Here is a 26,851-nt window from a genome sequence, read left to right as displayed (position 1 = left end):
GTCGCTCGACAACCGGTACGGACGGGGTGGGTTGGGTGTTCAACGCGCGTCGAGAGTTTTCTGCGGAGCAGGGTGAAGACCGGGACATGGGAGCACATTCCCCCCGCCTCTTCTTCACATTTCCGCCACAGCGGCCGGATCGGCCGGGATGCCCGCGCGACGCGGAGGCCAAACGGGGTGTAAGCGAAATCACTTCGCGGAGCGGAGAATGAAAACCGCATACGGGACAGTGCAGTTGGGGGGAAGGAGCGAAAGGGGCGGGGTGAGGGCGGGTCAGGCGCGGGTGAGGGCGGCGGCCCGGCGGCGGTGGCGGGCCACCCGTTCGCGGTTTCCGCAGATCTCGCTGGAGCACCAGCGCCTGCGGCGGCCGCGCGAGGTGTCCAGGTACACGATCGGGCAGTTGTCGCCCTCGCACTGCCGCAGGCTCGCGCGCGCGAGCGGGTCGGTGAGCAGATCCACGGCGTCCCTGGCGATCACCGCGAGCAGGGCCGCGCTGCCGGGCGGCCCGTCCAGCCGCCGCACCAGCACCCCGTCGTCACCGGGCACCGCCCGCGGCGCCGGGGGCGCGGCGCGGGCGAGGTCGTTGACGCGGGCGAGCGCGCGGGCGTACGCGGGGGTGCCGGGCGTCGGCCGGCCGCGCACCAGACGGGCGAGGTGCCCGCGCAGCTCGCGGAAGGCGGCCGGCCAGGAGCCGTCGGCGTGGGCCAGCGGGGTGCCCGCCGGGACGAGTCCGGAGCCGGTGATCCAGGCGCGCACCACCTCGACTGAGCCGAGCCGTTCCTCGGGATGCGTGGTCGCGAGGAGATCCAGACAGATCCGCCCGGTGTCGAACCGCAGCTCGTGGGGTGCCGTGACCGTACCCAGTGCCATGTGCCTGTCACCGCCTAGGGTTCGCCCCGGTCGCGTGGGGGCCGGTGCGGAGCGGGTGAGGAATCCGTTCCGGAAACCCGCTCCCTCCTACAGTGCCTGCCCGTTTCCCCGCCCGGAACCCCTCGGCCTCGGTGGTCGGCCTCAGTCGTCCGCGTACGTGGACTCCGCGTGCGGGTCCAGGGCGAGGCGGTAGCCGCGTTCGACGACCGTCTGGATCAGTTCCGGCGTGCCGAGGGCGGTGCGCAGGCGGGCCATCGCGGTCTCCACCGCGTGTGCGTCGCGGCCGGCGCCCGGCAGTGCGCGCAGCAGGTCCGCGCGGGCGACGACCCGGCCGGGCCGGCGGGCCAGCGCCCGCAGCAGCGACATCCCCGCGGGCGGTACGGGGCGCAGCTCCCCGTCCACCACGACCGCGTGCCCGCGGACCTCCACCCGGTGTCCGGCGACCGGCAACGAGCGGGCCCGGCCGGGCAGTTCCCGGCAGAGCAGCTGGACGAGCGGGCCGAGCCGGAAGCGTTCCGGCTGGACGGTGTCGATGCCCCGGTCCCGCAGCGGCAGCGCGGTGACCGGGCCGACGCAGGCGGGCAGGACGTCGTGGCCCAGGGCGGCGAGGACGTCGTCGAGCATCCCGCGCCGCTCGGCCCGGGACAGCAGGGACACGGCGGCGGGCGCGCTGGTGAAGGTGACCGCGTCCAGGGTCCGGGCGACGGTCGCGTCCAGCAGCCGGTCGACGGGACCGATGTCCTCGGGCGGCATCCACCGGTACACCGGCACTCCCACCACCTCCGCTCCCCCGGCCCGCAGCGACTCCACGAACCCGGGCAGCGGTTCACCGTGCAGCTGGAGGGCGATCCGCAGTCCGTCGACGCCCTCCGCCAGGAGCCGGTCGAGCACCTCGGCCATCGACTCCGACGACGGCGACCACTCCTCCGTCAGCCCGGCCGCCCGGACCGCGCCCTTCACCTTCGGTCCGCGCGCCAGGATCCGCGCCCCGCACAGCTTCGTCAGCAGCTCCTCGCCGAGCCCCCAGCCGTCGGCGGCCTCGACCCAGCCGCGGAAGCCGATCGCCGTCGTGGCGATGGCGATGTCCGGGGCCCGTTCGATGATCTGCTTGGTGGCGGCCAGCAGCTCGCTGTCGTCGGCGAGCGGCACGATCCGCAGGGCCGGGGCGTGCAGCACGGCGGCGCCCCGCCGCTGGAGCAGCGCGCCCAGCTCCTCGGCCCGGCGCGCGGCGGTCACCCCCACGGTGAAGCCCGCGAGGGGCCCGTGCCCGGGGTCGGGTTTCGGCTCGGACGGCTGGTCCGGGTGCTGCTGTTCGTCGTACATGGCCCTCGTCCCGCACTCGAGTCGGTGTGCTGCGTGAGGCACGGCTCGATCTCCTGCCGACCGGGCCTCTGCCGCGCTCCCCGCCCTGTGGGACGGGGGTTCCCATGTTCTCCATGGTGCGGCGGACGGTTGCCTCGAGGTGCTGATCCCGAAGGCGGGGAGGAAGCGTTTCCGGGCTGTGGCGGCGGGTGGCCGGAAGAAAACGTCGCCCTCCCCCCATGGCGGGGCCGGGGTGAGAGGTGCCGGGCACGCCCGTCGGGTGTCAGTTCCGTGGGGGCTGCCAGTACGGGTTCTGCTGCGGATACTGGGGTGCCTGCTGCTGGGGGTACGGAGGCTGGGCGGGCGGCTGCTGGGGCTGGTACGGGGTGCCGTACGGGCCGGGCTGGGCGGGCGGCGCGTACGCCCCGGGCGCGGGCTGGGCAGGCGGTGAGGCGTACTGGGGCTGCTGACCGTAGGCGGCCGGTGCCGGCATGCCGGGGTGCGGGCCGGCATGGGGGACGCCCCCGAAGGGGTTGCCGTGCCCCGGCGTCCCTGCGCCCGGCGGCAGATAACGCACCCGGCCCGTCTCGTCCGTCACCGGGGAGAATCCGGCCGCCTGGAGCCGGGCCGCGAACTTGGCGTTACGCCTGCGGTTGACGACGAGGCCGGTACCGAAGGCGGCCATGAGCACCAGCCAGATCACTCCCACCACGCCGGACGGCACCCCGTCGGCCCGGTAGGCGAGGACCGCGCAGCCCATGGAGCCACCGAGCGCCGCGAGGCCCATCCGCTTCTCGGCACCCTTGCCGGTGAGGTCGAAGTTGATCCGGGCCTTGAGGAGTTCGAACGCGTCCGGCACCACGGGCGGCACCGAGACGCCGTCGTGCGCGTTCGGGTACTGCGCCCAGTTCTGCGCGGCCCGCGCCCGGGCCTGCGGGCTGGGATCGGGCACGATCAGCATCCTCAGCGCGCTGTTCCGCCCGCTGCCCTGCCGTACGTCGGAGTACTCGTACCCGAACTGCTGGGCTGTGAAGGCAAGTCGGGCCAGCTTCTTCACGGACGCCATCGCGCTGGTGAGCTCGACCGGCTCCCCGCTCGCCATCAACCGCAGCATCTTCTGCGTCTGCCGCTTGCTCATCCGCTCCCGCTCCCCTGTTCACGGCCGCAACCGGGGCAGTCTTGCACGGCCGTATGTCTTGTCCATCACGCCGGGCCCCGCCGCCCGCCCACCTCGAACCACAGCAGCTTTCCCGCACCCCGCCCCGGCACGCCGTCCCCGAGGGCCCATCCGCCCCAACTGTCCGCGTACTCCTGGACGAGGCGCAGCCCTCGTCCGGATTCGGCACCGGCCGGGGCGAGCGCGACCCGGTCCCAGGAAAACCCGTCGAACGGCGCGGGAATGTACGGGTGGCTGTCCCACACCCCGACCCGCAGCCGGCCGTCGCTCAGGCAGGTGAGCCGCAGGGAGGAGGGCCCCTTGGTGTGCTGGTAGGCGTTGGTGACCAATTCGGACGTCAGCAACTCCACGACGTCAACGGCGTCCTGCATGCCGTGCCCGTCCAGCGCCGCCCGCACCGTCATGCGTGCGACGCGTACGGCGCGAGGGTCATGGGGCAGCCGAAGGGCGTACGCCCAGGGTTGGTACGGGTCTACGGTGACCATGAACGGCTCCAGGGAGAAAGGGGACTCGAGCTTGCTCAACATCGACGTCAGGCGGTGGCGGTGCCGCGGTCGCGGTGCGCTTCCGGCTTACAAGCGCGGCGGATGAGCGATGTCGCTACGATAAAGCCGACCTGGAAGATAAATCTTCCAATTGCGGGAGATTTACCCCCGGTTAGCTCGTATGAGGTACGCGAGAGCCGCTTCGCGGCCAGGAAGGACACGCCTTGCCGCCCACGAACAATCCGACGCTGCGGCAACGGAGACTGGGTGCCGAGCTGCGCAAACTCCGTGAAAGGGCTGGGTTCACAGTGACCCAGGCCGCCGAGCACCTGGGGGTCAACCAAGGGCGCGTGAGCATGATCGAGACCGGTCGCAGCGCTGTCAGCGCCGACCTCGTACGCGGGATGGCATCCGCCTACGACTGTTCTGACGAAGCCTTGGTCGACGCAATGGCCGCAATGGCCGGGCGCCGCCCCCGGGGCTGGTGGGAGGAGTACCGCGAACATCTGCCCGCCGCACTGGTCGACCTGGCAGAGCTGGAACACCACGCGACAGCCCTACGCGTCGCTCTGGTGATCCACATTCCGGCGCTGCTGCAAACCACCGATCACGCCCGCGCCCTCTTCAGGGCCGTGGTACCACCCATGCGTCAGTACGAGATCGAGCACCGCCTCACCTATCGCATCAAACGGCAGGGCATCCTGCACCGAGAAAACCCGCCCTCCTACTCGGCGATCATTCACGAGTCAGCCCTCCGCATGGGCTTCGGCGGCCCTTCCGTATCTCACGGCCAGCTCACGCACTTGCTCGACATGAGCGAGACGCCTCACGTCACCATCCGGGTGATTCCGTTCGGCACGGCCTACTTCCCGAGCACCGGCCAGTCCTTCGACTACGTCAGGGGCGCTGTACCGCAGCTCGACACGGTCCAGCTGGACACCCACCACGGGGGCTGCGGATTCCTCGACGCGGAGGCACAGTTGACCAAGTACCGCGCCGTACTGGACCACATGACGTCCTGTGCGCTCGCTCCTCCCGAGTCACGCGACTTCATCCACGACCTCATCCGGAAAGCATGAGAAGGAACACCGTGCAGACCATCCGTTGGCAGAAGTCCACCTACAGTGGGGACAGCTCGAACTGCGTCGAGATAGCCACCGCCCCGACCACCATCCTCATACGCGACTCAAAGGACGCAGCCGGACCACGGCTCGACCTCTCCCGTGCCGCGTGGACCACCTTCCTCGCGTACGCCGACAAGATCGGGAAATCAGAGTTCGGCGCTTGAGCCGCCGGAGCTTTTCCGGTGACCACCGGGCCACTGGCTTCTCGGCCGGTGGGTCTTTCCCACCTGGCCGGGCACAGGAAGAAGCGAAGCCCCTGGTGGACGGATTGTCGGTCAAGAACAACCTGTCCGCCCGGGGCTTCGCGTGCTTGTCCTAGAGCGAGCCGACGACCTTGCGCGGGGTGACCCGGACGACGACGCGTGGGGCGTCGTCGGCGGAGGCCGGGTTGAAGTCCGCGTAGGCCTTGCCCGTGTACTTGCGCGAGAGCTCCTCGATCAGCTCCGGGGCGCCGTCCGTGTCGAGCGTGGCCGTACCGCGCACCTCGGCGTAGGTGTACGGCGCGGTGGACGGGTTGATCATCACGGTGATCCGCGGGTCACGGCGCAGGTTCTGCTCCTTCCTGCGGCCCATGGTCGTGGAGATCAGCAGGTCGTCGCCGTCGCGCTTGATCCAGGTCACCGTCAGCTGCGGGCTGCCGTCGGGCTGGAGTGTGGCCACAGTCGCGAAGACAGGGGTGTCGTCGATGAGCTTCTTGAGGTCGTCGGAGAGTTCGGCAGACACAGGAACGGGCCCTTCCACGTGGACGCCCCGTACCCGCGGCACGGGACTCGACAACGGCTGGCACCGCCTCACGTTAGCTCCACAGCACGGCGTCCCGGGCTCAGGACACGGACCCGGCGGGCGCTGCTGGTTCCCGCCCCGCGATCATCCCGTGGCGGGTTTCCGGCGTGTCCGGGTCATGCCCCTCCGCACAGGTCCGGCGGTTTTGCGCAACTCGCCCACCGGGCAGTCCTCGGCGTCAGCCTCGGTGTGCTGCCGTGCCGGCCCTGCTGCGCCGGCCGGTGGAGCGCTTCGCGCCGTTGGGCCACAGGCGGGGTTTCCGTTTCGCCGCGAGGTCCTCGACCCAGCCGACCGCGAGGACCGCCAGGCCGATGAGCGGCCAGATCAGGGCGAACATCCACAGCGTGTACGTGCTGCTGAGGGCCTCCGCCCCGCGCTCGCTCTGCATGAAGGGGAGCCGGTACAGCAGGTCGACGAGCGGGACCGTCGCCATGATCAGCATGTTGTGCCACAGGTAGATGGTGACCGCGCGGTTGTTGGAGAGGGTCACCAGTTTGTCCCACTGCGCCAGGCGTCCCGGGAGTTCCTGCCACGACGGGGAGTACTGGAGCAGGATCACCACGAAGCCGAACGACCAGGTGGCCTGGGCCAGCGGGATGTCGTTGAGGTCCCAGCCGTCGGAGCCCAGGTGGTTCGACGCCCACCACAGGCCGAAGGCCATCACCAGGGACGCGCAGGAGACCGAGACGTAGCGCGGGATCTGTTTCAACAGGCCGTCGTGGTGGGCGAAGCCCAGCACCCAGCAGCCTCCGTAGACCGCGAAGTCGGTGATCGCGCGGCCCGTTTCGCCGGGGATGGTCACCAGGCCCGTGCCGACGATCGCCGTCAGGCCCAGCGGGGCGAGCAGCGTCGGCCAGGGGGCCCGGCGGAACGCCCACAGCAGCAGCGGCGACGCGATGACGAACCACAGGTAGGCGCGCAGGTACCAGAGCGGGCCCGCGGCCTGCACCGCCCAGGTGACGTCCAGCAGGCCCGACGGGGAGCCGAGTTGCCACGGGTAGGGCGGGGCGCCGATCGGGATGATGTAGTTGACCAGCCCGATCAGGCCCCAGGTGCCGTCGTCCTTCGCGGGGTTCCAGCCGTTCACGAACATCATCGTCAGCACGACCGCGGCGAACGCCCACAGGGGCGGCAGGAGACGGCGGATCCGGCTGCGGATCACGCTCGCCGCCGGGCGCTTCAGGGAACGCGCCATCAGCGAACCCGCGAGCGCGAACATCACGCCCATCGACGGGAACAGCACCGTCAGCCAGGCCCAGCCGAACAGGTGGTAGACCACGACGCGGACCAGGGCGATGGAGCGCAGCAGGTCGAGGTACCGGTCGCGGCCCGGCTTCCCGGTGCCGGCGGCCTGGGCGGCGGGCTCCGGTACGGGTGCGGGCTCGGTCGTGCGCTGGGTCATGCCACGGGCCTCCGGTCATCGTTGCTCTGCGCACGCGGGCCGGGCACGGAGCCGCCGGGCGCCTCGACGACGCCGGTGCGCCGCAGCTTCTGCCAGCGCAGGCGGCCGCCGGTGAGGGCGGTGATCCAGGACTGGAGCAGCACGACGTACATGAGCTGGCGGTAGAGGACCTGCTGCAGCGGCAGCGAGATCAGATGGGTCATGCGTTCGCGGTCGAGGCGGAAGGCGAAGGCCGCGCAGACCGCCTGGATGGCCAGGACGCCCAGCCACGCCATGATCGTCTTCTGGGTCGGGCCGAAGACGATGCCGTAGAGCAGGAAGACGTCGATCAGGGGGGCCAGCAGCGGGGCCACGATCATGAACAGGGAGACGAAGGGCAGGCCCACGCGGCCGAAGCGGCCCGAGGGGCCCTTCTCGATCACGGAGCGGCGGTGCTTCCAGATGGCCTGCATGGTGCCGTACGACCAGCGGTAGCGCTGGGACCACAGCTGCTGGACGGTCTCCGGGGCCTCGGTCCAGGCGCGGGCGTTCTCGGCGTAGACCACGCGCCAGCCGGCGCGGTGCAGCGCCATGGTGACGTCGGTGTCCTCGGCGAGCGTGTCGTCGCTCATGCCGCCGATCGGGACCAGCGCCGAGCGGCGGAAGGCGCCGACGGCCCCCGGGATGGTCGGCATGCAGCCCAGGATGTCGTACATGCGGCGGTCCAGGTTGAAGCCCATCACGTACTCGATGTGCTGCCAGGCGCCGATGAGGCTGTCCTTGTTGCCGACCTTCGCGTTGCCCGCCACGGCTCCCACCTTCGGGTCGCCGAAGGGTTGGACGAGTTCGCGGACGGTGGACGGCTCGAAGACCGTGTCGCCGTCCATCATCACGACGATGTCGTAACGGGCGTTGGCCAGGCCCCGGTTGAGCGCCGCCGGCTTGCCCGCGTTGAGCTGGCGGATCACCCGGACGTTGGGCAGGCCCATGGCCTCGACGATGCGGGCCGTGCCGTCGCTGGAGCCGTCGTCGATGACCAGGACCTCGATCGGGTGGTCGCTGTCCATCAGGGAACGGACGGTGTTCTCGATGCACTTGGCCTCGTTGTAGGCCGGGACCAGCACCGTCACCGGTTCGGTGACCGGTGGCCCCCAGCCGAAGCCCCGGCGGCGCACCCGGCGCGCGTGGACGCCGGAGAGGACGAGCATCAGCACGAAGCGGCCGATGACCAGGGTGCCGACGATCGCCAGGCCCGCCGCCAGACCGCCGGTGACCTTCTCCGAGGCCTGGACCAGGAAGACCCACGCCTTGCCCTTCCACAGCTCGGGGCCGGTCACCTGGCTCATCGCACTGGGCGCGTCCAGGGCCTCGGTGAGGTTGTCGAACTCGTAGCCCTTCTCCTTCAGGTCGGGCAGGAACTTGTCCAGCGCCGCGACGGTCTGGCTGCGGTCGCCGCCGGAGTCGTGCATCAGGACGATGGCGCCCTCGCCGTTCTCGGGCGTGGCACGGCGGATGATCTCGTCGACGCCGGGCCGCTGCCAGTCCTCGCTGTCGGTGTTGTTGACGACGGTGATGTAACCGCGGCTGCCGATGTACTCGGTGACCGGCCAGGACTTGTTGTCCATGGCGGCGGAGAAGGAGGAGTACGGCGGGCGGAAGAGCGAGGTGCGGATGCCGGCCGCGCCGGTGATCGCCAGCTGGTTCTGCGACAGCTCCCAGTCGATGCGCCTCTTGGACTGGAGGGAGAGGTCGGGGTGGTTGAACGTGTGCAGGCCGATCTCGTGGCCCTCGTCGACCATGCGCTGGACGAGGCCCGGGTAGCGGGAGGCCATGGTGCCGGTGACGAAGAAGACCCCGTGCGCGTCGTGCTTCTTCAGCACGTCCAGCACCCTCGGCGTCCAGACCGGGTCCGGGCCGTCATCGAAGGTGAGGACCAGCCGGCGGTCGGGCACGCTCAGGCTCTCGGTGCGGCCGCCGCGGGCGTCGATGACCGGGCCGCCCTCGAGGATCTTGTCCGGCACCTTGTCGGTGGGCGCGGGCGGCTGGACGCGGTGGTCGGCGAGGATCTCGCTGTGCGTGTATCCGCGCAGCATGAGCATCGCCGCCAGGGCGACGAGCACGAGCAGCGGAAGCAGCAGGCGCAGGGGCAGACGGCGACGCTTGGGCTGACTGCGACGCCGAGAGCCGCCTCGGGCTCCGGTCGCGGGCCCGGGGCGGTGGGAGTGGGATGCCATCAGAGGACGTGCTCCGGGGACGGTGCGGCGGGGTCGGTGGACGGGGCCGGCTGTGCGGCGGGGCTCTCGGCTGCCACGACCGGCCGGTCGGCGGGCGCCTGGGCGAGTTTGTCGGGGCCGGCGGGTTCCTCGTCGCCGGGGTCCTCCCCGGCGGGGGGCGGGGCCGGAGCGGTGCTGGTGCCGCCCGAGGGGGTCGTCGGGGCTGCGGGCTCCGACCCGGCCGGGGGGCCGGCCGGAGCGCTCGGGGAGGCGTCGGTGCCGGTGCCGGGCTTCGGGGTGGTCCCGGTCGGCGGCGTCGGCGTCGGGGCGGCGGGCTCGACGGCTCCGTCCCCGGCGGCGGCCCCGCCGCCCGCGGGGAGGCCGGCGTCGGGCGGGGTGACGGGGTCGGGTTCGCCGGCGGTCGGCTCGGTGCCCGGCTCCGGGGTGGCATCGGCGTCGGGGGACGCGTCCGGTTCGGCGGGCTGCGGCGAGGTGTCGACCTTCTCGGCGGGCTGCTCCTGCTCCTGGCCGTGGACGGGCACCCAGGGGGCGTCGGAGTTGCCGGACAGCAGCGTGGCGACGATGACGACGGCGTACGCCGCGCAGGCGAGACCGACGACCAGGCCGATACGGCGGTAGCGGCGGACGCGGCGGCCCGACTCGTCGACGAAGACGGGCCCGTCGGAGGGCTCGTGCACTGCTCCGCCGCCCGGCCGGTTCGGTGTGCCGAGCAGCATCCCGTTCCCGATCTGCACGGCGTCGAGCTGGATCGTCACCTCGTGCGGGTCATGGGTCTGCCCGGCGGAGTCGTCGGCTGCGTTGTCGGCGGACGCGTTGTCGACAGGCACGTCGGCGGTGGGCGCGTCGGCGGCGGGGGCCGCGGGAGCGGGAACGGCGGGCAGGACGGCCGTCGCCGGGGCGTCCTCCTGCCAGGGGTCGCGCGGCATTCCTTCCGGTCCGCGCTGTGCGGGCATCCTGCGCGTGCCGTCCGCGGCGGGCGCGCCGCCCGTCGGGCGCGTCGCGGCGCTCGTGTCGTACGGGTAGGGCCAGTCGTCCCTGGTGGAGGCGTAGGGTCTGTGCTCCGGCTCGGCGGCGTGGCCGGCCGTGCCCCGGGAGAACCAGTCCCCGTGATCGCCCTTGGGCGCCGACGCGGTCTCGGACCGCTCCGGTTGGGCGTCTTCTCGCCACTTTTCCACGCGCACGCACTTCCCCCCACGGGACTGTTCCGGGGTGCGCTCGCGGCCCGAGCACTCGCCGTCGGATCCGGGCCCCCCACCCGCTCCGAGCGCCCCGTCTATCACACCGTGCTCGAGCATCGAATGTAGCGCACGCGGAGGTTCTGTGTTTCCCCGGTGCCGTTTCGTGTCATTCGCGAGACATCCGAGACATCAGGGAGAACTCATGACAACAAGATCACCGTCCGAAACCCACCCGTTCACGGGACGCCGCAACCAGCCCTCCTCGGCGGCGATACCGGCCGCAGCCCTGCGAAGTCCGTCCAGAGCGGGGTGAATTCTCCCTTTCCGCCATATCAGCGACACGGGTGACAGCGGAACGGGGTCGACCAGCGGGCGCACCACCATCGAGGTCAGCGCGGGGAAGTCCACCACGGCGAGGATCGGACGACGCGTCCTGGCCATGATCCGCTCGAACTCCTCCTCCCCGACGGCCAGGGGTTCCGGCGGCGCGAGGGCGATGTCCCGCCCCTCGAACAGCAGCAGGGCGAGGTCGGTCCACTCCGGTGTGCGCGGGTTGCCCGCCCCGGCGTACACCGTCTCGCCGGCCATCGCGGCGAGCGGCACCTCCTCCAGTGCGGCCAGCCGGTGGTCCTCGGGCAGCACCACCGCCATCGGCTCGTACCGCACGGGCTGCTGGTCGAGCCCGGCCCGCAGCACCTCGGGAAGCCCCGCGAACCGCCCGAACGACGCGTCCAGCCGCCCCGCGAGCACCTCGGCCGCGGCCCAGGTCAGGCCGCTCTCGTAGCGGGCCATCAGCTCGTGGCCGGGGGTGAGTTCGCGGGCCCGGTGCAGGACCCGGCGCGGGGTCGGCAGGCCCGGGGAGTTGAGGTCCACCAGCAGCGGGCGGGTCTGCCCGGCGGCGGCGATCAGGTCGTCCTGCGCCTGGAGGACGCGGCGGGCGTACGGCAGCAGGTGTTCGCCGTCGGCGGTGAGCGTCACCTGGCGGGTGGTCCGCACGAACAACTCGCTGCCCAACTCCCGCTCCAGCCGCCGCACATCACGACTGAGCGCCTGCTGGGCGACGTACAGGCGGGTGGCGGCGCGGGTGAAGTGCAGTTCCTCGGCGACGGTGACGAAGGCGCGCAGGAGGCGGGGGTCGAGGTGGGCGGGGGCGGACACCCGGTGAACCTACAACGCCGGTGCGTGAATCGGTACCGGTCAGGTGTTGGACCGGTGCCGCGGGGGCGGGCGACGGTGGGTCCATGCCTCAGCCGACCTTCCGCAGCCGCCGCGCGGCCTCCCGGGACACCCCGCTGTTCACCGTCACGGCCGACACCCTGGTCGTCGCCGACTTCGCGCCGCGTGGGCGGCCGGACGGCTCCCGCGGCCGGGCGCCGGGCCCGTACCGCCGTCTGTTCGCGCTGCCCGGCGCCCGCGCGTTCACCCTCTGGAACCTCGTCGCCCGGCTGCCGATGGGCATGTTCAGCGTGAGCGCGGTCATGATGATCGCCGGGACGCGGGGCTCGTACGCCCTCGCCGGTGCCGTCGTCGCGACCGGCCTGGCGGCGACCGCGGTGGTCGCCCCGTGGACGGCACGGCTGGTCGACCGGTACGGGCAGGCCCGCGTCGCCCTGCCCGCGACGGTGTTCGCCGTGCTCGGCTCCCTCGCGCTGCTGCTCTGCGTGCGCCACGGCGCCCCCGCCTGGACCCTGTTCGCCGCCTACGCCGCCACCGCCACGACGCCCAACACCGGCGGGATGTCCCGGGCCCGCTGGGCCCACCTGCTGAAGGGCCGTGCCGACGCCGCCGAAGGGCTGCACACCGCGAACTCCTTCGAGCAGGCCGCGGACGAGCTGTGCTTCATGCTGGGCCCGGTGCTCGCGGCCTTCCTCTGCTCGGCGCTCTTCCCGGAGGCGGGCACGCTGGTGGGTGCGGTGCTGCTGCTGACGGGCGTGACGCTGTTCGTCGCCCAGCGCTCCACCGAGCCGCCGGCCGAGCGGCGCGCCCAGGGCCGGGCCCCCTTCCGGGCGCCCGGGATGCGCCCGCTGCTCGTCGTCTGCCTGGCGACCGGTGCGGTGTTCGGCTCGATGGAGGTCGTCACGATCGCGTTCGCGGACGCGCAGGGGCACCGCTCGGCGGCCGGCGCGGTGCTGGCCCTCCAGGCGGCCGGCTCCTGCGCGGCGGGCCTCGCCTACGGGGCGATGCGCCCGGTGGGGTCCGCCTGGTCCCGGCTGCCCCTGTGCCTGGCCGCGATGACCGCGCTGATGGTGCTGCCACTGCTCGCGGCGACCCTCACCGGCTCGCTCCTGCTGCTGGCGGGGGCGCTCCTGCCGGCCGGGATGGCCACGGCGCCGACGATGGTCACGACGATCACGCTGGTCCAGCGCTGCACCCCCGAGGGCCGGCTGAACGAGGGGATGACGCTCGCGGTGACCGGCCTGCTCGGCGGGATCGCCTGCGGCAGCGCGGCCGGCGGCTGGGTCGTGGAGCACCTCTCGGCGACGGCCGGGTACGGGGTTCCCGTTGCGGCGGCCGGGACGGCCCTGCTGACGGCGCTGGCCCTGTCCGGACCGCCGGGCCCCCGCTCACCGTTCGGGCCGTCGAACCGCTCCGCCGATTCCCGCCCGTCCCGTTGACGGCCCTCTGGCTCGCACACACCTTCACCGGTCGAAGCGCTTCGACACGCTTTCCCCACCCGCTCTCCCTCCCGCCCCCTCCCCGCGAACCGTGTCAGTGGAGGACCCCCGATGTCGAAGATCGCGGATGCGGCCCGGCGCCGCGTCCGGAACGCCGTCCGCGAGCCGGGCTACCGGACGCGCCCGCCCGTGCCCTTGGCGCCACCGTCCGGGGCGGCTTCCGGGTCCTGGCGCCGGTGGTCCCGGTGCGCTCCGGAGCGCCGTTCGCACAGCCACGCCCCGGCGAAAAGGAGTGCCGAGCACATGAACGGGACCATGGCGTTGAACCTGTCCAGCGTGGCCCAGCACACGATCCCTGTCAGGAAGTTGCCGCAGCCGATGAAGGCGAACAGGGCCGAGTTCCTTTTCGCCTCGCTCATCCCCACTCCTCATGCTCTTGACGGGTCGTAGCCGGTGCCGCACCTCGACGGCGAAGGACCGCTCCCCTACGGGCGGTCGCCGTCCTCCATCCGCGAGGCTCGGGCCTCGCGGGCGGCCCACGGGGAGGCCGGCCGTGCACGACAAAGGCCCCGCCGCGGATGCGACGGGGCCTTTGCCCACATGGGAATTGTGGAGATGGCGGGAATCGAACCCGCGTCCAACGGTGCGGAACCAGGGCTTCTCCGTGTGCAGTCCGCTGTGCTTTTCTCGGCCCCGGAGATCACGCGGACAAGTCTCCGACGGGCTCAGTCACTGTTGGATTTCCCTCTTCACCCCGTGACCGGGATCAAGGTTTAGTCCCCTGAATGATGCCAGGATCCGGGTCGGGAACATCCCCGGGCTGACACTCCCTCTAGTAGGAGAGCTGCTGCTCGCTACCTGAAGATCAGGCAGCGAGGGCGAGCTCGCCCTGGGAGATGGATCGCTTGGAATTGGCGATTATTTTTTCGGCCTGTGGTTTACGAGATCATGGCCGCTTCCTCGACACGCTTCCCCTGCCTCGACAGCCGCTGTCGAAACCGATCATCCCCATGTTTTCTTCTCAAGGTGCGCACCCACTGTGGGGTGCTGTCGCCATCGTACGTGACCAACGCGGGTCGGTGCCAGCGTATTCCCGTGCGACGGGTCCGGACGGGCCCGGGCCCCCTCACGCACGGCCGTCCGCCGCGGACGGGCGCTACGCCCGCTGCTTGCGGCGGACCGCCGAGATCGCCCGCTCGGTCTCGCGGCGGTCCTGCTTCTCGCGGAGCGTCTGGCGCTTGTCGTACTCCTTCTTGCCCTTCGCCAGCGCGATCTCCACCTTCGCGCGGCCGTCCTTGAAGTACAGGGCGAGCGGCACGATGGTGTGCCCCGTCTCCTGGGACTTGGACTCCAGCTTGTCGATCTCCGCGCGGTGCAGCAGCAGCTTGCGCTTGCGCCGCGCGCTGTGGTTGGTCCAGGTGCCCTGGCTGTACTCGGGGACGTGCACGTTGTGCAGCCACGCCTCGTTGCCGTCGAGCTGGACGAAGCCGTCCACCAGCGAGGCCCTGCCCTGACGCAGCGACTTCACCTCGGTCCCGGTGAGGACCAGACCGGCCTCGTAGGTGTCGATGATGAGGTAGTCGTGCCGCGCCTTCTTGTTCTGCGCGATCAGCTTGCGCCCTTTTTCCTTAGCCATAGTGCCGCCCATTTTGGCACTACGGAGGGGGTTTGCGGGAAACCGATTTCAGGGGCGGGGTGTGGGGCCCGGCCGACGGGCCGAAGGACTCCGGGCGCAAGGCGATGCACGTGCACGGCCGCACCGGCGAGGCATGCCCCGTCCGCGGGGACACCGTCCGGGAGGTGTCCTTCGCGGACTCCTCGCTCCAGCACCGCCCCACCCGCCGAAAGCCCGAGCCCTCCTGGCTCCAGCCGCCCCTGACCGGACGCCGTCCGTGATATCGGCGGCGTCCCCGCGTGGGAACGCGCGTTTCACGGACGGCGTTTCCGAGTGCCGGCGCCGGGAAGCGGTGGCGCGGTGAAGCGGTGGGGGTACGAAGCGGGTGGCGCGGGCACCGGCCGTCCGGTGGAACGGCGCCTACGCCTTCGGCCCGCTGCCCACCGTCCTCGCACCGGCGTCGTCCTGCGGCTCCGCGGGCGCCACCACCGGGACGGCGCCCGTGGTGGTCACGACCGGCGGCGTGAGCACCGAGGCGTAGTCGTGCTGGGTGGAGTAGGTGAGGAAGCCCAGGTGCGCCTCGTAGCGGTCCAGGACGTCGTCGATCACCTGCTGGTGGGACAGGCCCATGAGGTCGTAGCCCTCGGAGCCGGTCTGGGTGAACACCTCGACCCGGTAGTAGACGTCCGTCTGGCGGGACATGCGTCCGCCGAACATCGGCACCGGGGCCTCGACGGCCTGCACCTGGTAGTGGAAGTCGCGGTGCTCGGGGATCGTGACCACCAGCGCGTGGCCGACGATGCCGGTGTCCTCGTTCGGGACCAGGTCCAGCGTGGCCTGGTAGCCCTGCTTCCCGAACTCGCGGACCACGTCGGCCAGCGCCGACTGTACGGTCCGCTCCATGAACTGGGCCACCTGCCTCTTCGAGGGGTAGGAGCGCATCCGCTCCAGCCGCTGGCGCCAGGTGCGCTCGGGCACGTGGCCGCCGTGCGCCGCCGTCGACTGCCGGCGCAGGATGCGGCCCTCGCGCTCGGCCCGCTCCATGCGCAGGACCTTGGAGAAGGAGGCCATCACCAGCCAGGCGATGATCGTCACCGGCAGGGCGAAGATGAGCGTCGCGTACTCCATGGTGGTGACCCCGCCGGCCACCAGCATCGCGATGGTCAGCACCGCGGTGAGCACCGCCCAGAAGATGCGCAGCCACTTCGCCCCGTCCTGCGACGGCTTGGGTATCGAGGAGGAGAAGTTGGACATCACCATGGCGCCGGAGTTGGCGCTGGTGAGGTAGAAGAGCAATCCGGACAGCGTGCCGAGGCCGATCAGGAAGCTGGCGCCGGGGAACATCTCCAACAGCGCGTACCAGCCCTTCTCCGGGCTGCCCATGGCCTGTTGAGCGAACTCCTTGTTCCCGTTCAGGACCTGGTGCATGGCGCTGTTGCCGAAGATGCTCACGAGCAGGAAGTCGCAGAGCACCGGGGCGGTGATGGCGGCGATGACGAACTCGCGCAGCGTCCGGCCGCGGGAGATACGGGCGAGGAACAGGCCCACGAACGGACCCCAGGCCAGCCAGAACGCCCAGAAGAACAGGGTCCAGCCGCCCATCCACTCGGAACCCCCCTCCTGGTAGGCGAAGGTCTGCAGGGTCCGGTCCGGCAGCGAGAAGACGAACCGGCCGATGTTCTCCACCAGGGCGTTGAGCAGGAACGCCGTCTCTCCGGTCACCAGGATGTACAGCAGCATGGCCGCCGCGCCCCAGATGTTCAGCTCGGAGATCAGCCGGATCCCCCTGTCCATGCCCGAGGTGCAGGCGGCGATGGTCATGATCACGGCCACGACCACCAGCGCGATCTGCAGGGCCAGGCCCTGCGGGAGGCCGAACAGCAGGGAGAAGCCGACGTTCAGCAGCACCACGCCGATGCCCATGGAGGTGGCGACGCCGAAGACGGTGCCGACCAGGGTGACGATGTCGATGGTGTCGCCGATCCCGCCGCGGACGCGTTTGCCGAGCAGGGGGTACAGGGCGGCCCGGATGGACAGCGGCATGCCCCAGCGGTAGGCGAAGTAGCCCATGGCCATGCCGAGCAGCGAGTACATGGCCCAGCCGGCCACGCCGTAGTGGAACATGGTCCAGACCACGGCGTCCTGGGCTGCCGCCGCCGTCTGGCCCTCGCCCGTCGGTGGGGCCATGTACTGGGTGATGGGCCCGGTGACGGAGTAGAAGAGCATGTCGATGCCCACGCCGGCGGCGAACAGCATGGCCACCCAGGTGAAGAGCTTGTACTGCGGCCGGGAGTGGTCGGGGCCGAGCCGGACGGAGCCCTGCTTGGACAGCGCGACCCAGAGGACGAACACGATCACCGCGGTGACGGTCAGGACGTAGAACCAGCCGAGGTTCTCCGCGATCCAGGCCACCATGCCCCGCATGGTGCCGGCGGCGTGCCCGGGCGCGAACATGGCCCAGAGGGAGAAGGCGACGATGATGGCCGAGGCGATGACGAAGACGCGCCAGTTGACCTTGGGGCCGGGATCCTCGATGAGTTCCGCGGGGGCCTTGCTGAGTTCCTGGCGGGAGACGGGAGGACGGTTCTCGGCCTCCTGGCCGTGGCGCCGCCGTTCGGTGCCGCCGAGGTGACGGCGTTCGATCGGGGCCTTCGGCTGCTCGTTCCCGGGGCGGGGCGTGTCTACGGCTTCCGGCATGCGGTCCTGTTCCTATCGGCGACAAGTTCGGGCGGGCGTCAGCGTGAGCAGAGGTCCGCGGCCTCGATCCCGAAAGAAGGGGAGAGGCTGTGCACAGGGGGCACAGGGGGGCACTCCGTCGTACGCCCTATCTGGCCATGTTAGCCCCGATGTCGGATATGCCCCCCGGGCGGCAGCTCACGGGGCAGGGGATCAAGGCGCCGCGCGGGGCCCGCCAGGGCCTGTCCGACACATACCCGTCGTCCGCCCAGAGGGCGGGCTCAGCAGCGTCATGGGGGTCGTTCCCCCTGCTCATGGGGGTTTCCTGTTCGAGCGGAGCCGAGAACTCGGGGGAGGGCTCGAAAGCTCGGGGAGGGTGTGCCGGACGTCACTGAGCAGGCGGGGGTCCGCCGGCCAGGTCCTACCGGCCGAGCCCGGCGAGGACCGTCCCCGCCCGCCGGAGCGCCTGCTCGTCGGCCTCCAGGTCGGGGGTGATGCCGTGTCCGTCGACGCCCCGGCCGGACGGGGTGCGGTAGTGGCCGACGGTCAGTTCGGCGACCGAGCCGTCGGGCAGCCGGCCGGGCATCTGCACGGAGCCCTTGCCGAAGGTGCGGGAGCCCACCACGACCGCCCGGCCCCGGTCCTGGAGGGCGCCGGTGAGCAGTTCGGCCGCGCTCATCGTCCCGCCGTCGACGAGCGCGACCAGGGGTCTGGTGGTGTCGCCGCCGGGCTCGGCGTGCAGGGCGCGCTGCTCGCCCTCGACGTCGTAGGTGGCGACCAGGCCGCCGTCGAGGAAGGCGGAGGCCGCGGTGACCGCCTCGGCGACCAGGCCGCCGGAGTTGCCGCGCAGGTCGAGGACGAGGCCGGCGTCGGCCGGCGCCTCCTCCACGGCGGCCCGGACCTCGTCGCCGGAGCCCTTGGTGAAGGCGCCGACCTTGACGACGGTGATCCGGCCGGGGAGTTCGTCCACGGTGACGGTGTCCCGGGACAGCCTGGCCCGGCGCAGGGTCTCGCTCCACGTGCGCGTGCCGCGTTCCAGACCGAGGCGGACGGTGGTGCCGGCGGACTCGGCCGCGTCGTCACCGCGGAGCAAGGAGACGACCTCGGTGACGGGCCGCCCGTCGACCCGCTCGCCGTCGACGCTGCGCAGTCGGTCGCCCGCGCGGATACCGGCGTCGGCCGCGGGGGTGCCGCTGCCCACCCTGGTCACCTCGATACGCCCGGACCGTTCGCGGGCCCACAGGCCGACGCCGGTGTACCGGCCGTCGAGGGCGTCCTCGAACTCCTCGTACTCGCCCGGGGAGTAGACGGCGCCCCACCGGTCCCCGCTGCGGCTGACGGCTCGCTCGGCGGCCTCCACGGGGGACGTGCCGGCCGCCAGGGCCTCCTCGGCCGCCTCGGCGACCTCCGCGTGGCGTCCGGTGGGGGCGGCCGCCTGGGTGGGGCGCGCGGTGGGCTTCCGGTCGGTCGCGGGCAGGCTGCTCGTGGCCGCGCCGGCCACGAGCACGCTCGCGAACACCAAGGTCAGGGCGGATCCGCGACGGACGCGGCGGGGCTGACAGAACAGGGCACGACCTGACATGCCGGCGAGTCTAGGACAACGCGAAGGGGCGCACGGCCGGTTGACCGTACGCCCCCTCTTGGCAAGAGTCACACCTTCAGGTACTTGCGCAACGCGAAGAAAGCGGCCAGGGCAGGCATCAGCAGACTGGTGGCGAGGATCAGCGGAAGCTTCGTCAACACCGCGTCCCAGCCGATGAAGTTGATCAGATTCAGCTTCTCCGACAGCGCCAGTCCGTTGTCGATGATGAAGTACCGGCCGACCAGCAGGAATCCACAGGCGAGGGTGCCGCCGATGAGTCCGGCGACCGCGGCCTCCATGATGAACGGCGCCTGGATGTAGAAGCCCGAGGCGCCGACCAGACGCATGATCCCGGTCTCCCGCCGACGGCTGAACGCCGAGACGCGCACCGTGTTGACGATCAGCATCAGGGCGACGACCAGCATGAGCGCCATCACCGCGCGGGCGGCCCAGTTCATGCCGTTCAGCAGCCCGAAGAGGTTGTCCAGGATGCCCTTCTGGTCCTGCACCGACTGCACCCCGTCCCGCCCGTCGAAGGCGGTCGCGACGACCTGGTACTTCTCCGGGTCCTTCAGCTTGATGCGGTACGACTCCTGCATCTGGTCCGGGGTGAGGGAGCTGGCCAGCGGGGAGTCGCCGAACTGCTCCTTGTAGTGCTTGTACGCCGCGTCCTGGGACTCGTAGGTGACCGAGTCGACGACCGACATCTTCTCCAGGTCGCCCTTGATCTGCCCCTTCTGGTCCTCGGTCACCGCGCCCTTGGCGCAGTTGGGGTCGGACTCGGCGTCGCTCTTGTTGCACAGGAAGATGGAGACGTTGACCTTGTCGTACCAGTAGCCCTTCATGCTGCTGACCTGGTCGCTCATCAGGAGCGACCCGCCGAACAGGGCGAGCGACAGGGCGACGGAGACGACGACGGCGAAGGTCATCGTCAGATTGCGGCGGAGACCGACACCGATCTCCGACAGAACGAACTGGGCGCGCATGGCGTGGGGTTAAGCCTTTCCGTTCCTCGTCAGTGCTGGTAGCCGTAGACGCCGCGTGCCTGGTCGCGGACGAGGCGGCCCTTCTCCAGCTCGATGACGCGCTTGCGCATCTGGTCCACGATGTTCTGGTCGTGCGTCGCCATCACCACGGTGGTGCCCGTCCGGTTGATGCGGTCGAGCAGCTTCATGATGCCCACCGAGGTCTGCGGGTCGAGGTTGCCGGTGGGCTCGTCGCAGATGAGCAGCTTGGGCCGGTTGACGAAGGCCCGCGCGATGGCGACGCGCTGCTGCTCACCGCCGGAGAGCTCACCGGGCATCCGGTCCTCCTTGCCGCCGAGCCCGACGAGGTCGAGCACCTGCGGCACGGACTTGCGGATCTCGCCCCGGGACTTGCCGATGACCTCCTGCGCGAAGGCCACGTTCTCGGCGACCGTCTTGTTGGGCAGCAGGCGGAAGTCCTGGAACACCGTCCCCAGCTGGCGCCGGACCTGCGGCACCTTCCAGTTGGAGACGCGCGCGAGGTCCTTGCCCAGGACGTGCACCTGACCGTGGCTGGCCCGCTCCTCGCGGAGGATCAGCCGCAGGAAGGTGGACTTGCCGGAGCCCGAGGACCCCACGAGGAACACGAACTCGCCCTTCTCGACCTCCAGGGAGACATCTCGGAGGGCAGGACGGTTCTGCTTGGGGTAGGCCTTGGAGACGTTGTCGAATCGGATCACGGGTGCACCACGGGTCGCCGGGGGTAGATGTGCGTGACCTTACGCGAAGCGGAAGCCCGACCGCAGTCACCGGAGTGGGTTGCGTGCCACTTGCGCGCTTTATGCCGGATGTGCGGCGGGCCCGCCGGCCCGGGGGCGGGGGCGGGGGCGGGCAGGATACGGGGGCCGCGCCGATTTCCGGGGAACCTGGCACAGTGGTGGGGGGAACGTTCGCGCCGCCGCGGGCGTTGTACTGACTGGAACCGGTGCGAGGAGGGAGAGCGGATGACGTACGACCGGCTGGTGTGCGCCAACTGCGCCGCACCCGTGAGCGAGGGCCGGTGCCCGGTGTGCCGTGCGAGCCGCGAGCGGATGCAGCAGGTGAACTTCTTCGCGGGCCTGAACCCCATGACGCTGATCGCGCTGCTGGCGGTCCTGGTCGCGGCGGTGGCGTTGCTCGCCCACCAGACCGTCTGACCGTCGCGGATCCGCCGTCCGGCACGGAGAACCCCGAGCACGCCCGAGGGGCCCGGAGCGCATGTGCGCTCCGGGCCCCTCGGCCTGTGTCCCTGCCCTGCGTACGGTGCGTACGCGCGGCGTCACCGTCAGGCGGTGGCGCCGCCGCGGCCGGTCATGAGGCGCGGCAGCACGCGGAAGCCGATGCCGCCGGCGATCATAGTGGCGGCGCCGATCACCAGGAAGGTCATCTCGGCGGCGCCGGTCTCGGCGAGCTCCTGGCCGTTGCCCTGGGCCGACGTGGCGGGCTCGTCGCCTGTGCCGGTGAGGGCCGAGGAGCCCTGCTCCTGGGTGGAGACGTCGGAGCCCCCGGCGGGGTTGGCGGCGTTGCCGCCACCGCCGTTGCCGTTCCCCTTGCCGTTGTCGCCACCGGTGCCCGGGGTGCTCGGCTTTGCGGTCGGCTCTGTCGGCTCCGTCGGCTCAGTGGGCTCCGTCGGGTCCACCGTGGGTTCCTCGGTGGGCTCCGTCGGGTCCACCGTGGGCTCCTCGGTGGGATCGGTGGGCTGCTCCGTCGGCTCCTCGGGAATGGTGGTCGGCGGGTCCGTCGGCTCGGTCGGCTCGTCGGTCGGGTCCTCGTCCTCGAGGTTCACGTTGACGCCGACGTTGGCGCCCTGGCTCCCGACACCGGCGTTCACGCCTATGCCGAGGGCGGAGGCCGCGCCGGCGGCGGTCAGCGAGGCGCCGCCCGCGATCACGGCAGCGGCCGCGATCCGTGCGACACGGATACGCGTCTTCTTGGTCATCTGGTTGCTACCCCCAGTAGCTCATCGTCAATGAGGCGGCGCTCGGGGCCGTGATCAACGGGGGTGACTGCGGTGAAACGCCCCCCCCGGTTCACATGCGCCCCAGAGATACGCATGCCGCGCCTCACCCTTCCCACTTTTCAAATCGACGTCAAGGCCGTTGCGTACGCGATGTCCACGTACGTGCGCTTTGCCGCACATTGAAGGTGTGAGTGTGATGCAAAACCCCGACACCCCCGGCATACGAAAGGCAACTGCCGCCCCGAAGGCGGCAGTTGCCTTGTCGACAAAGCTCTGTCGGTGTGGAGGTCACTTCTCCCGCTGCTTGCGCCAGCGAATTCCGGCCTCCAGGAAGCCGTCGATCTCACCGTTGAACACGGCCTCGGGGTTGCCGACTTCCTGCTCCGTGCGCAGGTCCTTGACCATCTGGTAGGGGTGCAGCACGTACGAACGCATCTGGTTGCCCCAGGAGTTGCCGCCGTCGCCCTTGAGGGCGTCCATCTTGGCCTGCTCCTCCTGGCGGCGCCGCTCCAGCAGCTTGGCCTGGAGGACGTTCATCGCGGTGGCGCGGTTCTGGATCTGGGAGCGCTCGTTCTGGCAGGAGACCACGATGCCGGTCGGGATGTGCGTGATGCGCACCGCGGAGTCGGTGGTGTTGACGCCCTGGCCGCCGGGGCCCGAGGAACGGTAGACGTCGACACGCAGCTCGCTCTCGTCGATGTCGACGTGGTCGGCCTTCTCGACGACGGGGAGCACCTCGACGCCCGCGAACGAGGTCTGGCGCCGGCCCTGGTTGTCGAAGGGCGAGATGCGCACCAGTCGGTGCGTGCCCTGCTCGACCGAGAGGGTGCCGTAGGCGTAGGGCGCCTGCACGGCGAAGGTGGTCGACTTGATGCCGGCCTCCTCCGCGTACGACGTCTCGTAGACCTCGGTCTTGTAGCCGTGCTGCTCGGCCCAGCGCAGGTACATCCGCTGGAGCTTCTCCGCGAAGTCGGCGGCGTCGACGCCACCGGCCTCCGCCCGGATGTTGACGAGCGCCTCACGGGCGTCGTACTCGCCGGACAGGAGGGTACGGACCTCCATCTCGTCGAGCGCCTTGCGGACGCCCGCGAGCTCGGCCTCGGCCTCCGCGCGGGTGTCCGGGTCGTCCTCCTCCTCGGCCATCTCGAAGAGAATGGCGAGATCGTCGATCCGCCCGCGCAGCGTCTCCGCCTTCCTGACCTCGGCCTGGAGGTGGGAGAGCTTGCTGGTGATCTTCTGCGCCGCCTCCGGGTCGTCCCACAGGGAGGGCGCGGCCGCCTGCTCCTCGAGCACGGCGATGTCTGCCCTCATCCTGTCGAGGTCCAGAACGGCCTCGATCGACTCCATGGTCGAGGAGAGGGACTTGAGCTCTTCGGATACATCGACGACTGCCACACCCCCAGCGTAACGGCTCGCTCGAGCCACCCCTACCGAACACCTGGGACGGAATCCCCACCGGCGGCGTCAGTGCTGGTCACGCGTGGGGCGGGTGCGGCTCAAGGGGTGGCTGGGGCCGAGTTGCTGCTGTCGTTGTCGTCCTTGGGGTTCGTTCCCGGCTCGTCGTTCGAGGTGGCCAGCCAGGTACCGGCGCCCACCGCGGCCAGCAGGGTCACCGCCAGCGCGGCCAGGGTCAGCCGGCGTCGGCGGGCGAGCGCGCGGTTGCGGGCCGAACCGGGACGGCGGGCGCCGCTCGCGCGGGGGGCGCGGGCCGTGCCGCGGGCGCCGCCGGCCAGCTCGTCGGGGCTCGGTACCCGCATCGAGGTGTGGGTGTCCCGGTTGGAGTCGGTCGGCCTCGCGCCCGGCACCAGCGGGACCGCGCCGCGCCGCCGCACGGGCACCCCGGTGCCCGGTGCCGGGCCGGAGGCCGGGGTGTCCCCTCGCTCCGGCCTCTCCGTCCTGTTCGGCCTGTCCGTCCTGTCCGGCTCCACCGGATCCGTGGCCGGCTCGTCCACGTCCAGCGGCGGCATCCCCGCCAGCATCGGCAGCAGCTCCCGCAGCCGTGTCCCCAGCTCCGAGGCGCGCAGCCGCGAGGCCGGCGCCTTGGCCAGGCACTGCACGAGCAGCTGCCACAGCTCGTCGGGGATGCCGGGGAGCGGGACCACCGACTCGGTGACGTGGCGGCGCAGCACCGCCCCGGGGTGTCCGCCGCCGAACGGCGTGAAGCCCGCGAGCAGCTCGTACAGGACCGTGGCGAGCGCGTAGATGTCGACCGACGCGCGCGGCGGCAGGCCCTCCACGATCTCCGGCGCCAGGTAGTCCGGCGTCCCGATGATCTTCGTGGCCCGGGTGCGGCGCGGGGTGTCGATGAGTTTGGCCACGCCGAAGTCGGTCAGCAGGGCGCGGTGCGAGCCGCCGGGGCCGAGCGGGCCCTGCATGTCCAGCAGCACGTTCTCCGGTTTGACGTCCCGGTGCACGACCCCCGCCGCGTGCGCCGCCGCCAGGCCGTCCGCGATGTCGGCGACGATCGCCACCGCGGCCTCCGGCGCGAGCCTGCGCTCCCGGTCGAGCCGGGTGCGCAGATCCGTGCCGCGGACCAGGTCCATGACCAGGGCGAGATCGTTGCCGTCGACCACCAGGTCGCGCACCGAGACGATGTGCGGGTGCTCCAGGCCGAGCAGCGCCGTCCGCTCCCCCACGAAACGCCCGACGAGCTCCTGGTCGGAGGAGAGGTCCTCGCGCAGCAGCTTGATGGCGACGGGTCCTCGCGGCCCTTCGCCGAGCCACACCGTGCCGGCGCTGCCCCGGCCCAGGATCTGGTGGGCGGTGTACCGGCTGCCGATCTTCCGTGCCAAGACTGCTCCTACCGACGCGTGTTGCCGCCAAAGCTACGCGCCTCGAAAGCCGACGTTCACCGGGGACGGCGAATTCACCCGCCGGATGTCGACAAATCAGCAAACAAGTCGGAACCGCCCCCGGAAGGGGGCGGGCGCCCGTTTCGGTCGGGGCTCTAAGGCGCCCCGGGCCCGCCCAGGTCCTGGATCCAGTCCGTCGCCGTGCCGAACCAGTCGGTGAGCTGGTCCCAGTAGCCCTTGCCGCTGCCGATCCAGCCCTGCAGCGGGCTCAGCTCCCAGATCAGCCAGCCCGCGACGAACAGGATGATGATCGTGAACAGGCAGCCCTTCAGGCAGCCGAGACCGGGGATGCGCATCGGGTTGGCGCTGCGCTGCCGCTGGCGGGGCTCGCGCGCGGGACGCCGCGGTTCCGGCGGCGGGGTGTACCGCTGCGGCTCCGGCTGCCGCGGTCGCTGCGGCGGTGGCGGGGCGTACTGCTGCGGCTGCTGGTACTGCTGCGGCTGCTGTCCGTAGCCGGGAGCGGGCTGGGGCTGCGGACGGCGCTGCTGCTGCGGCTGCTGCTGCGGCGGCCGGGCGACCTGCCGCTGGGGACGACGGCGCAGCGGGTCCTCGCCCGGGTCGAGGTACTGGACCTGCGTCTGCTCGTTGCGGTCGCGGGCCGCGCGCAGCTGGTTCTGCCAGGGGTGCGGGTCGTCGGGGCCGCCCTGTCCCTGGCCGCCCTGGCCGGGCGGGCCCGGTGGCACCGGGGGCATGACGGCGGTCGGGTCGGCGGCGCCGGAGGGCCCGCCGGTGTGCGGCAGGACGCTGGTCGCGCCGTTGGGGTCGTACGCGCCCCCGGTGTGCGGCAGTACCTGCGTCGGGTCGGCGGCACCGGGCGCGCCCGGCGTGCCGGGCACGGGGGCGGGCGCGGGGTCGGGCATGAGGAGCACGCCGACGTTCTCCGCGGCGGCGATCTGCGCGGAGTTCACGTGCACGCCGATGCCGTCGGCGACGACGCGCAGGCCGCGTGCGAGGTTCTCGGCGCTGGGCCGGTGCTCGGGATCCTTGCTGAGGCAGCGCTCGATGACCGTCCACAGCGGGTCCGGGACCGTGGAGGGGCGGCGCGGTTCGGCGCTCAGGTGCTGGTGCAGCACCTCCAGGGCGGAGCCGCCGGAGAACGGCGGGCGGCCGGTGACCAGCTCGTACAGCAGGATGCCGGCGCCGTAGATGTCGACGGCGGAGGTCTGCGGGCGGCCCTCGGCGGACTCGGGCGCGATGTACGCGGGCGTGCCGACGAACTCATGGGTGCGGGTCAGGCCCGGGGAGTCGGCCAGCCGGGCGATGCCGAAGTCGGTCAGCATCGGGTGCATCTCGCCGCCGTCCTGCTTGAGCAGGACGTTGGCGGGCTTCAGGTCGCGGTGCACCACGCCGTCGGCGTGGCTGGCGGCGAGCGCGTCGGAGATCTGGGCGGTCAGCAGCGCGGCGGCGACGGGGGTGAGGGGGCCGTTCTCCCGCAGGTAGCGGTGCAGGTCGGGGCCCTGGACGAGGTCCATGACCAGAGCCAGCAGATCGCCCTCGACGACCAGGTCGCGGACCCGGACGATGTTGGGGTGGGTCAGCCTGAGCAGGACGGAGCGCTCCCGCAGGAACCGCGTCACGATGTCCGCGTCGCTCGCGAGCTCCTCCTTGAGGACCTTGATCGCGACGGTCTCACCCGGCTGGCCGGGCACCGCCGCCTCGGCTCCCGCGGTCTCCCTCTGGCGGCCCCGCCAGACGGTGCCCGTGGCGCCGCGTCCGATCTGCTCCTCGAGCAGGTACTTGCTCCCTACCGGCCGCACGTCATGCGCTCCCTGCTGCTTGCTTGGCTGGCGTACACCGTGGTTCGTCGTACCGCGGAACGGAATTGCTCCGCCCCACTGTAGGGCCTGTCCGGCAAATCCCCGCCTGCTCTGGGGCGTCTGGCACGCACGCTCGCCGCGTTGCCGAAAGGCCCTAGTAGCTCCTCCCCCACTCTCGGCTCCGCTCGAGCGGGGGGACCCCCATCGAGGACCTTCCGGCGCCTTGCGATCGCACGCACCAGACGCCCCAGAGCCC

Annotated in this window: 23 protein-coding genes, 1 other RNA gene and 1 pseudogene; 5 read left to right on the top strand and 20 right to left on the bottom strand. The window is 71.5% G+C overall.

Annotated features, from left to right (window positions below; all coding sequences use genetic code 11):
* Positions 1-273: 273 nt before the first annotated feature.
* The 4 genes from DIZ27_RS11800 to DIZ27_RS11785 all read right to left on the bottom strand — a co-directional run bounded on the left by DIZ27_RS11800 (position 274) and on the right by DIZ27_RS11785 (position 3,834).
* A complete protein-coding gene (locus DIZ27_RS11800) occupies positions 274-870 on the bottom strand; it encodes an ABATE domain-containing protein (RefSeq protein WP_109378320.1) in 597 nt (198 codons plus the stop codon).
* Between the two features lie 141 nt (positions 871-1,011).
* On the bottom strand, positions 1,012-2,193 hold the full coding sequence (locus DIZ27_RS11795; RefSeq protein ID WP_109378319.1) for a uroporphyrinogen-III synthase: 1,182 nt from the start codon (positions 2,191-2,193) through the stop codon (positions 1,012-1,014).
* A gap of 262 nt (positions 2,194-2,455) precedes the next feature.
* On the bottom strand, positions 2,456-3,310 hold the full coding sequence (locus DIZ27_RS11790; protein ID WP_109378318.1) for a hypothetical protein: 855 nt from the start codon (positions 3,308-3,310) through the stop codon (positions 2,456-2,458).
* A gap of 65 nt (positions 3,311-3,375) precedes the next feature.
* Positions 3,376-3,834 carry an ATP-binding protein gene (locus DIZ27_RS11785; RefSeq protein WP_181383487.1) on the bottom strand — a complete coding sequence of 153 codons (459 nt, stop codon included), beginning with the start codon at positions 3,832-3,834 and terminating at the stop codon, positions 3,376-3,378.
* A 224-nt stretch (positions 3,835-4,058) separates the two neighbouring features.
* Here DIZ27_RS11785 and DIZ27_RS11780 point away from each other — a divergent pair, with 224 nt between their 5' ends.
* Positions 4,059-4,913 carry a helix-turn-helix transcriptional regulator gene (locus DIZ27_RS11780; RefSeq protein WP_109378316.1) on the top strand — a complete coding sequence of 285 codons (855 nt, stop codon included), beginning with the start codon at positions 4,059-4,061 and terminating at the stop codon, positions 4,911-4,913.
* 11 nt (positions 4,914-4,924) lie between these two features.
* Complete coding sequence (locus DIZ27_RS11775) at positions 4,925-5,122, top strand: DUF397 domain-containing protein (protein ID WP_109378315.1); 198 nt, start codon at positions 4,925-4,927, stop codon at positions 5,120-5,122.
* Between the two features lie 151 nt (positions 5,123-5,273).
* Here DIZ27_RS11775 and DIZ27_RS11770 read toward each other — a convergent pair whose 3' ends face one another.
* The 5 genes from DIZ27_RS11770 to DIZ27_RS11750 form a co-directional block, all read right to left on the bottom strand.
* Positions 5,274-5,681, bottom strand: coding sequence for a PPOX class F420-dependent oxidoreductase (locus DIZ27_RS11770; RefSeq protein ID WP_109378314.1), 408 nt, complete (start codon positions 5,679-5,681; stop codon positions 5,274-5,276).
* A 238-nt stretch (positions 5,682-5,919) separates the two neighbouring features.
* Entirely contained in the window at positions 5,920-7,143 is a 1,224-nt protein-coding gene (locus tag DIZ27_RS11765; RefSeq protein ID WP_109378313.1) for an acyltransferase, read from the bottom strand.
* Positions 7,140-9,356 (bottom strand): glycosyltransferase, encoded by a 2,217-nt coding sequence (locus DIZ27_RS11760; protein ID WP_109378312.1) that lies wholly within the window; start codon positions 9,354-9,356, stop codon positions 7,140-7,142. Before DIZ27_RS11760 ends, DIZ27_RS11765 begins: the two co-directional genes overlap by 4 nt.
* A complete protein-coding gene (locus DIZ27_RS11755; RefSeq protein WP_109378311.1) occupies positions 9,356-10,531 on the bottom strand; it encodes a hypothetical protein in 1,176 nt (391 codons plus the stop codon). The genes DIZ27_RS11760 and DIZ27_RS11755 overlap by 1 nt, the downstream gene beginning before the upstream one ends.
* Before the next feature lie 192 nt (positions 10,532-10,723).
* A complete protein-coding gene (locus DIZ27_RS11750) occupies positions 10,724-11,692 on the bottom strand; it encodes a LysR family transcriptional regulator (protein ID WP_109378310.1) in 969 nt (322 codons plus the stop codon).
* An 83-nt stretch (positions 11,693-11,775) separates the two neighbouring features.
* Here DIZ27_RS11750 and DIZ27_RS11745 point away from each other — a divergent pair, with 83 nt between their 5' ends.
* Entirely contained in the window at positions 11,776-13,149 is a 1,374-nt protein-coding gene (locus DIZ27_RS11745) for an MFS transporter (protein ID WP_109378309.1), read from the top strand.
* A gap of 170 nt (positions 13,150-13,319) precedes the next feature.
* On the opposite strand, the gene DIZ27_RS11740 is transcribed toward DIZ27_RS11745, so the two are convergent.
* The 3 genes from DIZ27_RS11740 to smpB all read right to left on the bottom strand — a co-directional run bounded on the left by DIZ27_RS11740 (position 13,320) and on the right by smpB (position 14,785).
* Complete coding sequence (locus DIZ27_RS11740; protein WP_109378308.1) at positions 13,320-13,568, bottom strand: hypothetical protein; 249 nt, start codon at positions 13,566-13,568, stop codon at positions 13,320-13,322.
* Between the two features lie 188 nt (positions 13,569-13,756).
* Positions 13,757-14,159: a transfer-messenger RNA gene (gene ssrA, locus DIZ27_RS11735) on the bottom strand.
* Positions 14,160-14,305: 146 nt separating this feature from the next.
* Positions 14,306-14,785 carry an SsrA-binding protein SmpB gene (smpB, locus tag DIZ27_RS11730; protein WP_109378307.1) on the bottom strand — a complete coding sequence of 160 codons (480 nt, stop codon included), beginning with the start codon at positions 14,783-14,785 and terminating at the stop codon, positions 14,306-14,308.
* A 50-nt stretch (positions 14,786-14,835) separates the two neighbouring features.
* On the opposite strand from smpB, the pseudogene DIZ27_RS11725 reads away from it, so the two are divergent.
* Positions 14,836-15,045, top strand: a pseudogene (locus DIZ27_RS11725) (hypothetical protein); the annotation flags it as partial.
* Between the two features lie 139 nt (positions 15,046-15,184).
* On the opposite strand, the gene betT reads toward DIZ27_RS11725, so the two are convergent.
* The 4 genes from betT to ftsE all read right to left on the bottom strand — a co-directional run bounded on the left by betT (position 15,185) and on the right by ftsE (position 20,727).
* A complete protein-coding gene (gene betT, locus DIZ27_RS11720; RefSeq protein ID WP_109378305.1) occupies positions 15,185-17,461 on the bottom strand; it encodes a choline BCCT transporter BetT in 2,277 nt (758 codons plus the stop codon).
* 400 nt (positions 17,462-17,861) lie between these two features.
* Positions 17,862-19,022, bottom strand: a complete 1,161-nt coding sequence (locus DIZ27_RS11715; protein WP_109378304.1) for a S41 family peptidase — start codon at positions 19,020-19,022, stop codon at positions 17,862-17,864.
* 68 nt (positions 19,023-19,090) lie between these two features.
* Positions 19,091-20,008, bottom strand: coding sequence for a permease-like cell division protein FtsX (gene ftsX / locus DIZ27_RS11710; RefSeq protein WP_109378303.1), 918 nt, complete (start codon positions 20,006-20,008; stop codon positions 19,091-19,093).
* Between the two features lie 29 nt (positions 20,009-20,037).
* On the bottom strand, positions 20,038-20,727 hold the full coding sequence (gene ftsE / locus DIZ27_RS11705; protein WP_109378302.1) for a cell division ATP-binding protein FtsE: 690 nt from the start codon (positions 20,725-20,727) through the stop codon (positions 20,038-20,040).
* A gap of 264 nt (positions 20,728-20,991) precedes the next feature.
* Between ftsE and DIZ27_RS11700 the strand changes: the two genes are divergently transcribed.
* A complete protein-coding gene (locus DIZ27_RS11700) occupies positions 20,992-21,183 on the top strand; it encodes a hypothetical protein (RefSeq protein WP_109378301.1) in 192 nt (63 codons plus the stop codon).
* 128 nt (positions 21,184-21,311) lie between these two features.
* On the opposite strand, the gene DIZ27_RS11695 is transcribed toward DIZ27_RS11700, so the two are convergent.
* The 4 genes from DIZ27_RS11695 to DIZ27_RS11680 all read right to left on the bottom strand — a co-directional run bounded on the left by DIZ27_RS11695 (position 21,312) and on the right by DIZ27_RS11680 (position 26,595).
* Complete coding sequence (locus DIZ27_RS11695; protein ID WP_109378300.1) at positions 21,312-21,965, bottom strand: hypothetical protein; 654 nt, start codon at positions 21,963-21,965, stop codon at positions 21,312-21,314.
* Positions 21,966-22,274: 309 nt separating this feature from the next.
* A complete protein-coding gene (prfB, locus tag DIZ27_RS11690) occupies positions 22,275-23,381 on the bottom strand; it encodes a peptide chain release factor 2 (RefSeq protein ID WP_109378299.1) in 1,107 nt (368 codons plus the stop codon).
* A 101-nt stretch (positions 23,382-23,482) separates the two neighbouring features.
* Positions 23,483-24,778, bottom strand: coding sequence for a serine/threonine-protein kinase (locus DIZ27_RS11685; protein ID WP_109378298.1), 1,296 nt, complete (start codon positions 24,776-24,778; stop codon positions 23,483-23,485).
* Positions 24,779-24,933: 155 nt separating this feature from the next.
* The gene (locus tag DIZ27_RS11680) at positions 24,934-26,595 is read right to left on the bottom strand and encodes a serine/threonine-protein kinase (protein ID WP_109378297.1); all 1,662 of its coding nucleotides are present in this window, start codon (positions 26,593-26,595) and stop codon (positions 24,934-24,936) included.
* Positions 26,596-26,851 lie beyond the last annotated feature (256 nt).

The organism is Streptomyces sp. NWU339 (assembly GCF_003143855.1).
GTDB lineage: Bacteria > Actinomycetota > Actinomycetes > Streptomycetales > Streptomycetaceae > Streptomyces.
The sequence above is the reverse complement of the archived record's forward strand: the minus strand, read 5'-3'. Positions and strand labels throughout refer to the sequence as shown.

Bases quoted from the DNA above. Each gene is read 5' to 3' on its own strand.
- DIZ27_RS11800 (WP_109378320.1), bottom strand. From the start codon at position 870: ATGGCACTGGGTACGGTCACGGCACCCCACGAGCTGCGGTTCGACACC.
- DIZ27_RS11795 (WP_109378319.1), bottom strand. From the start codon at position 2,193: ATGTACGACGAACAGCAGCACCCGGACCAGCCGTCCGAGCCGAAACCC.
- DIZ27_RS11790 (WP_109378318.1), bottom strand. From the start codon at position 3,310: ATGAGCAAGCGGCAGACGCAGAAGATGCTGCGGTTGATGGCGAGCGGG.
- DIZ27_RS11785 (WP_181383487.1), bottom strand. From the start codon at position 3,834: ATGGTCACCGTAGACCCGTACCAACCCTGGGCGTACGCCCTTCGGCTG.
- DIZ27_RS11765 (WP_109378313.1), bottom strand. From the start codon at position 7,143: ATGACCCAGCGCACGACCGAGCCCGCACCCGTACCGGAGCCCGCCGCC.
- DIZ27_RS11760 (WP_109378312.1), bottom strand. From the start codon at position 9,356: ATGGCATCCCACTCCCACCGCCCCGGGCCCGCGACCGGAGCCCGAGGC.
- DIZ27_RS11745 (WP_109378309.1), top strand. From the start codon at position 11,776: ATGCCTCAGCCGACCTTCCGCAGCCGCCGCGCGGCCTCCCGGGACACC.
- DIZ27_RS11740 (WP_109378308.1), bottom strand. From the start codon at position 13,568: ATGAGCGAGGCGAAAAGGAACTCGGCCCTGTTCGCCTTCATCGGCTGC.
- smpB (WP_109378307.1), bottom strand. From the start codon at position 14,785: ATGGCTAAGGAAAAAGGGCGCAAGCTGATCGCGCAGAACAAGAAGGCG.
- betT (WP_109378305.1), bottom strand. From the start codon at position 17,461: ATGCCGGAAGCCGTAGACACGCCCCGCCCCGGGAACGAGCAGCCGAAG.
- DIZ27_RS11715 (WP_109378304.1), bottom strand. From the start codon at position 19,022: ATGTCAGGTCGTGCCCTGTTCTGTCAGCCCCGCCGCGTCCGTCGCGGA.
- ftsX (WP_109378303.1), bottom strand. From the start codon at position 20,008: ATGCGCGCCCAGTTCGTTCTGTCGGAGATCGGTGTCGGTCTCCGCCGC.
- DIZ27_RS11700 (WP_109378301.1), top strand. From the start codon at position 20,992: ATGACGTACGACCGGCTGGTGTGCGCCAACTGCGCCGCACCCGTGAGC.
- DIZ27_RS11695 (WP_109378300.1), bottom strand. From the start codon at position 21,965: ATGACCAAGAAGACGCGTATCCGTGTCGCACGGATCGCGGCCGCTGCC.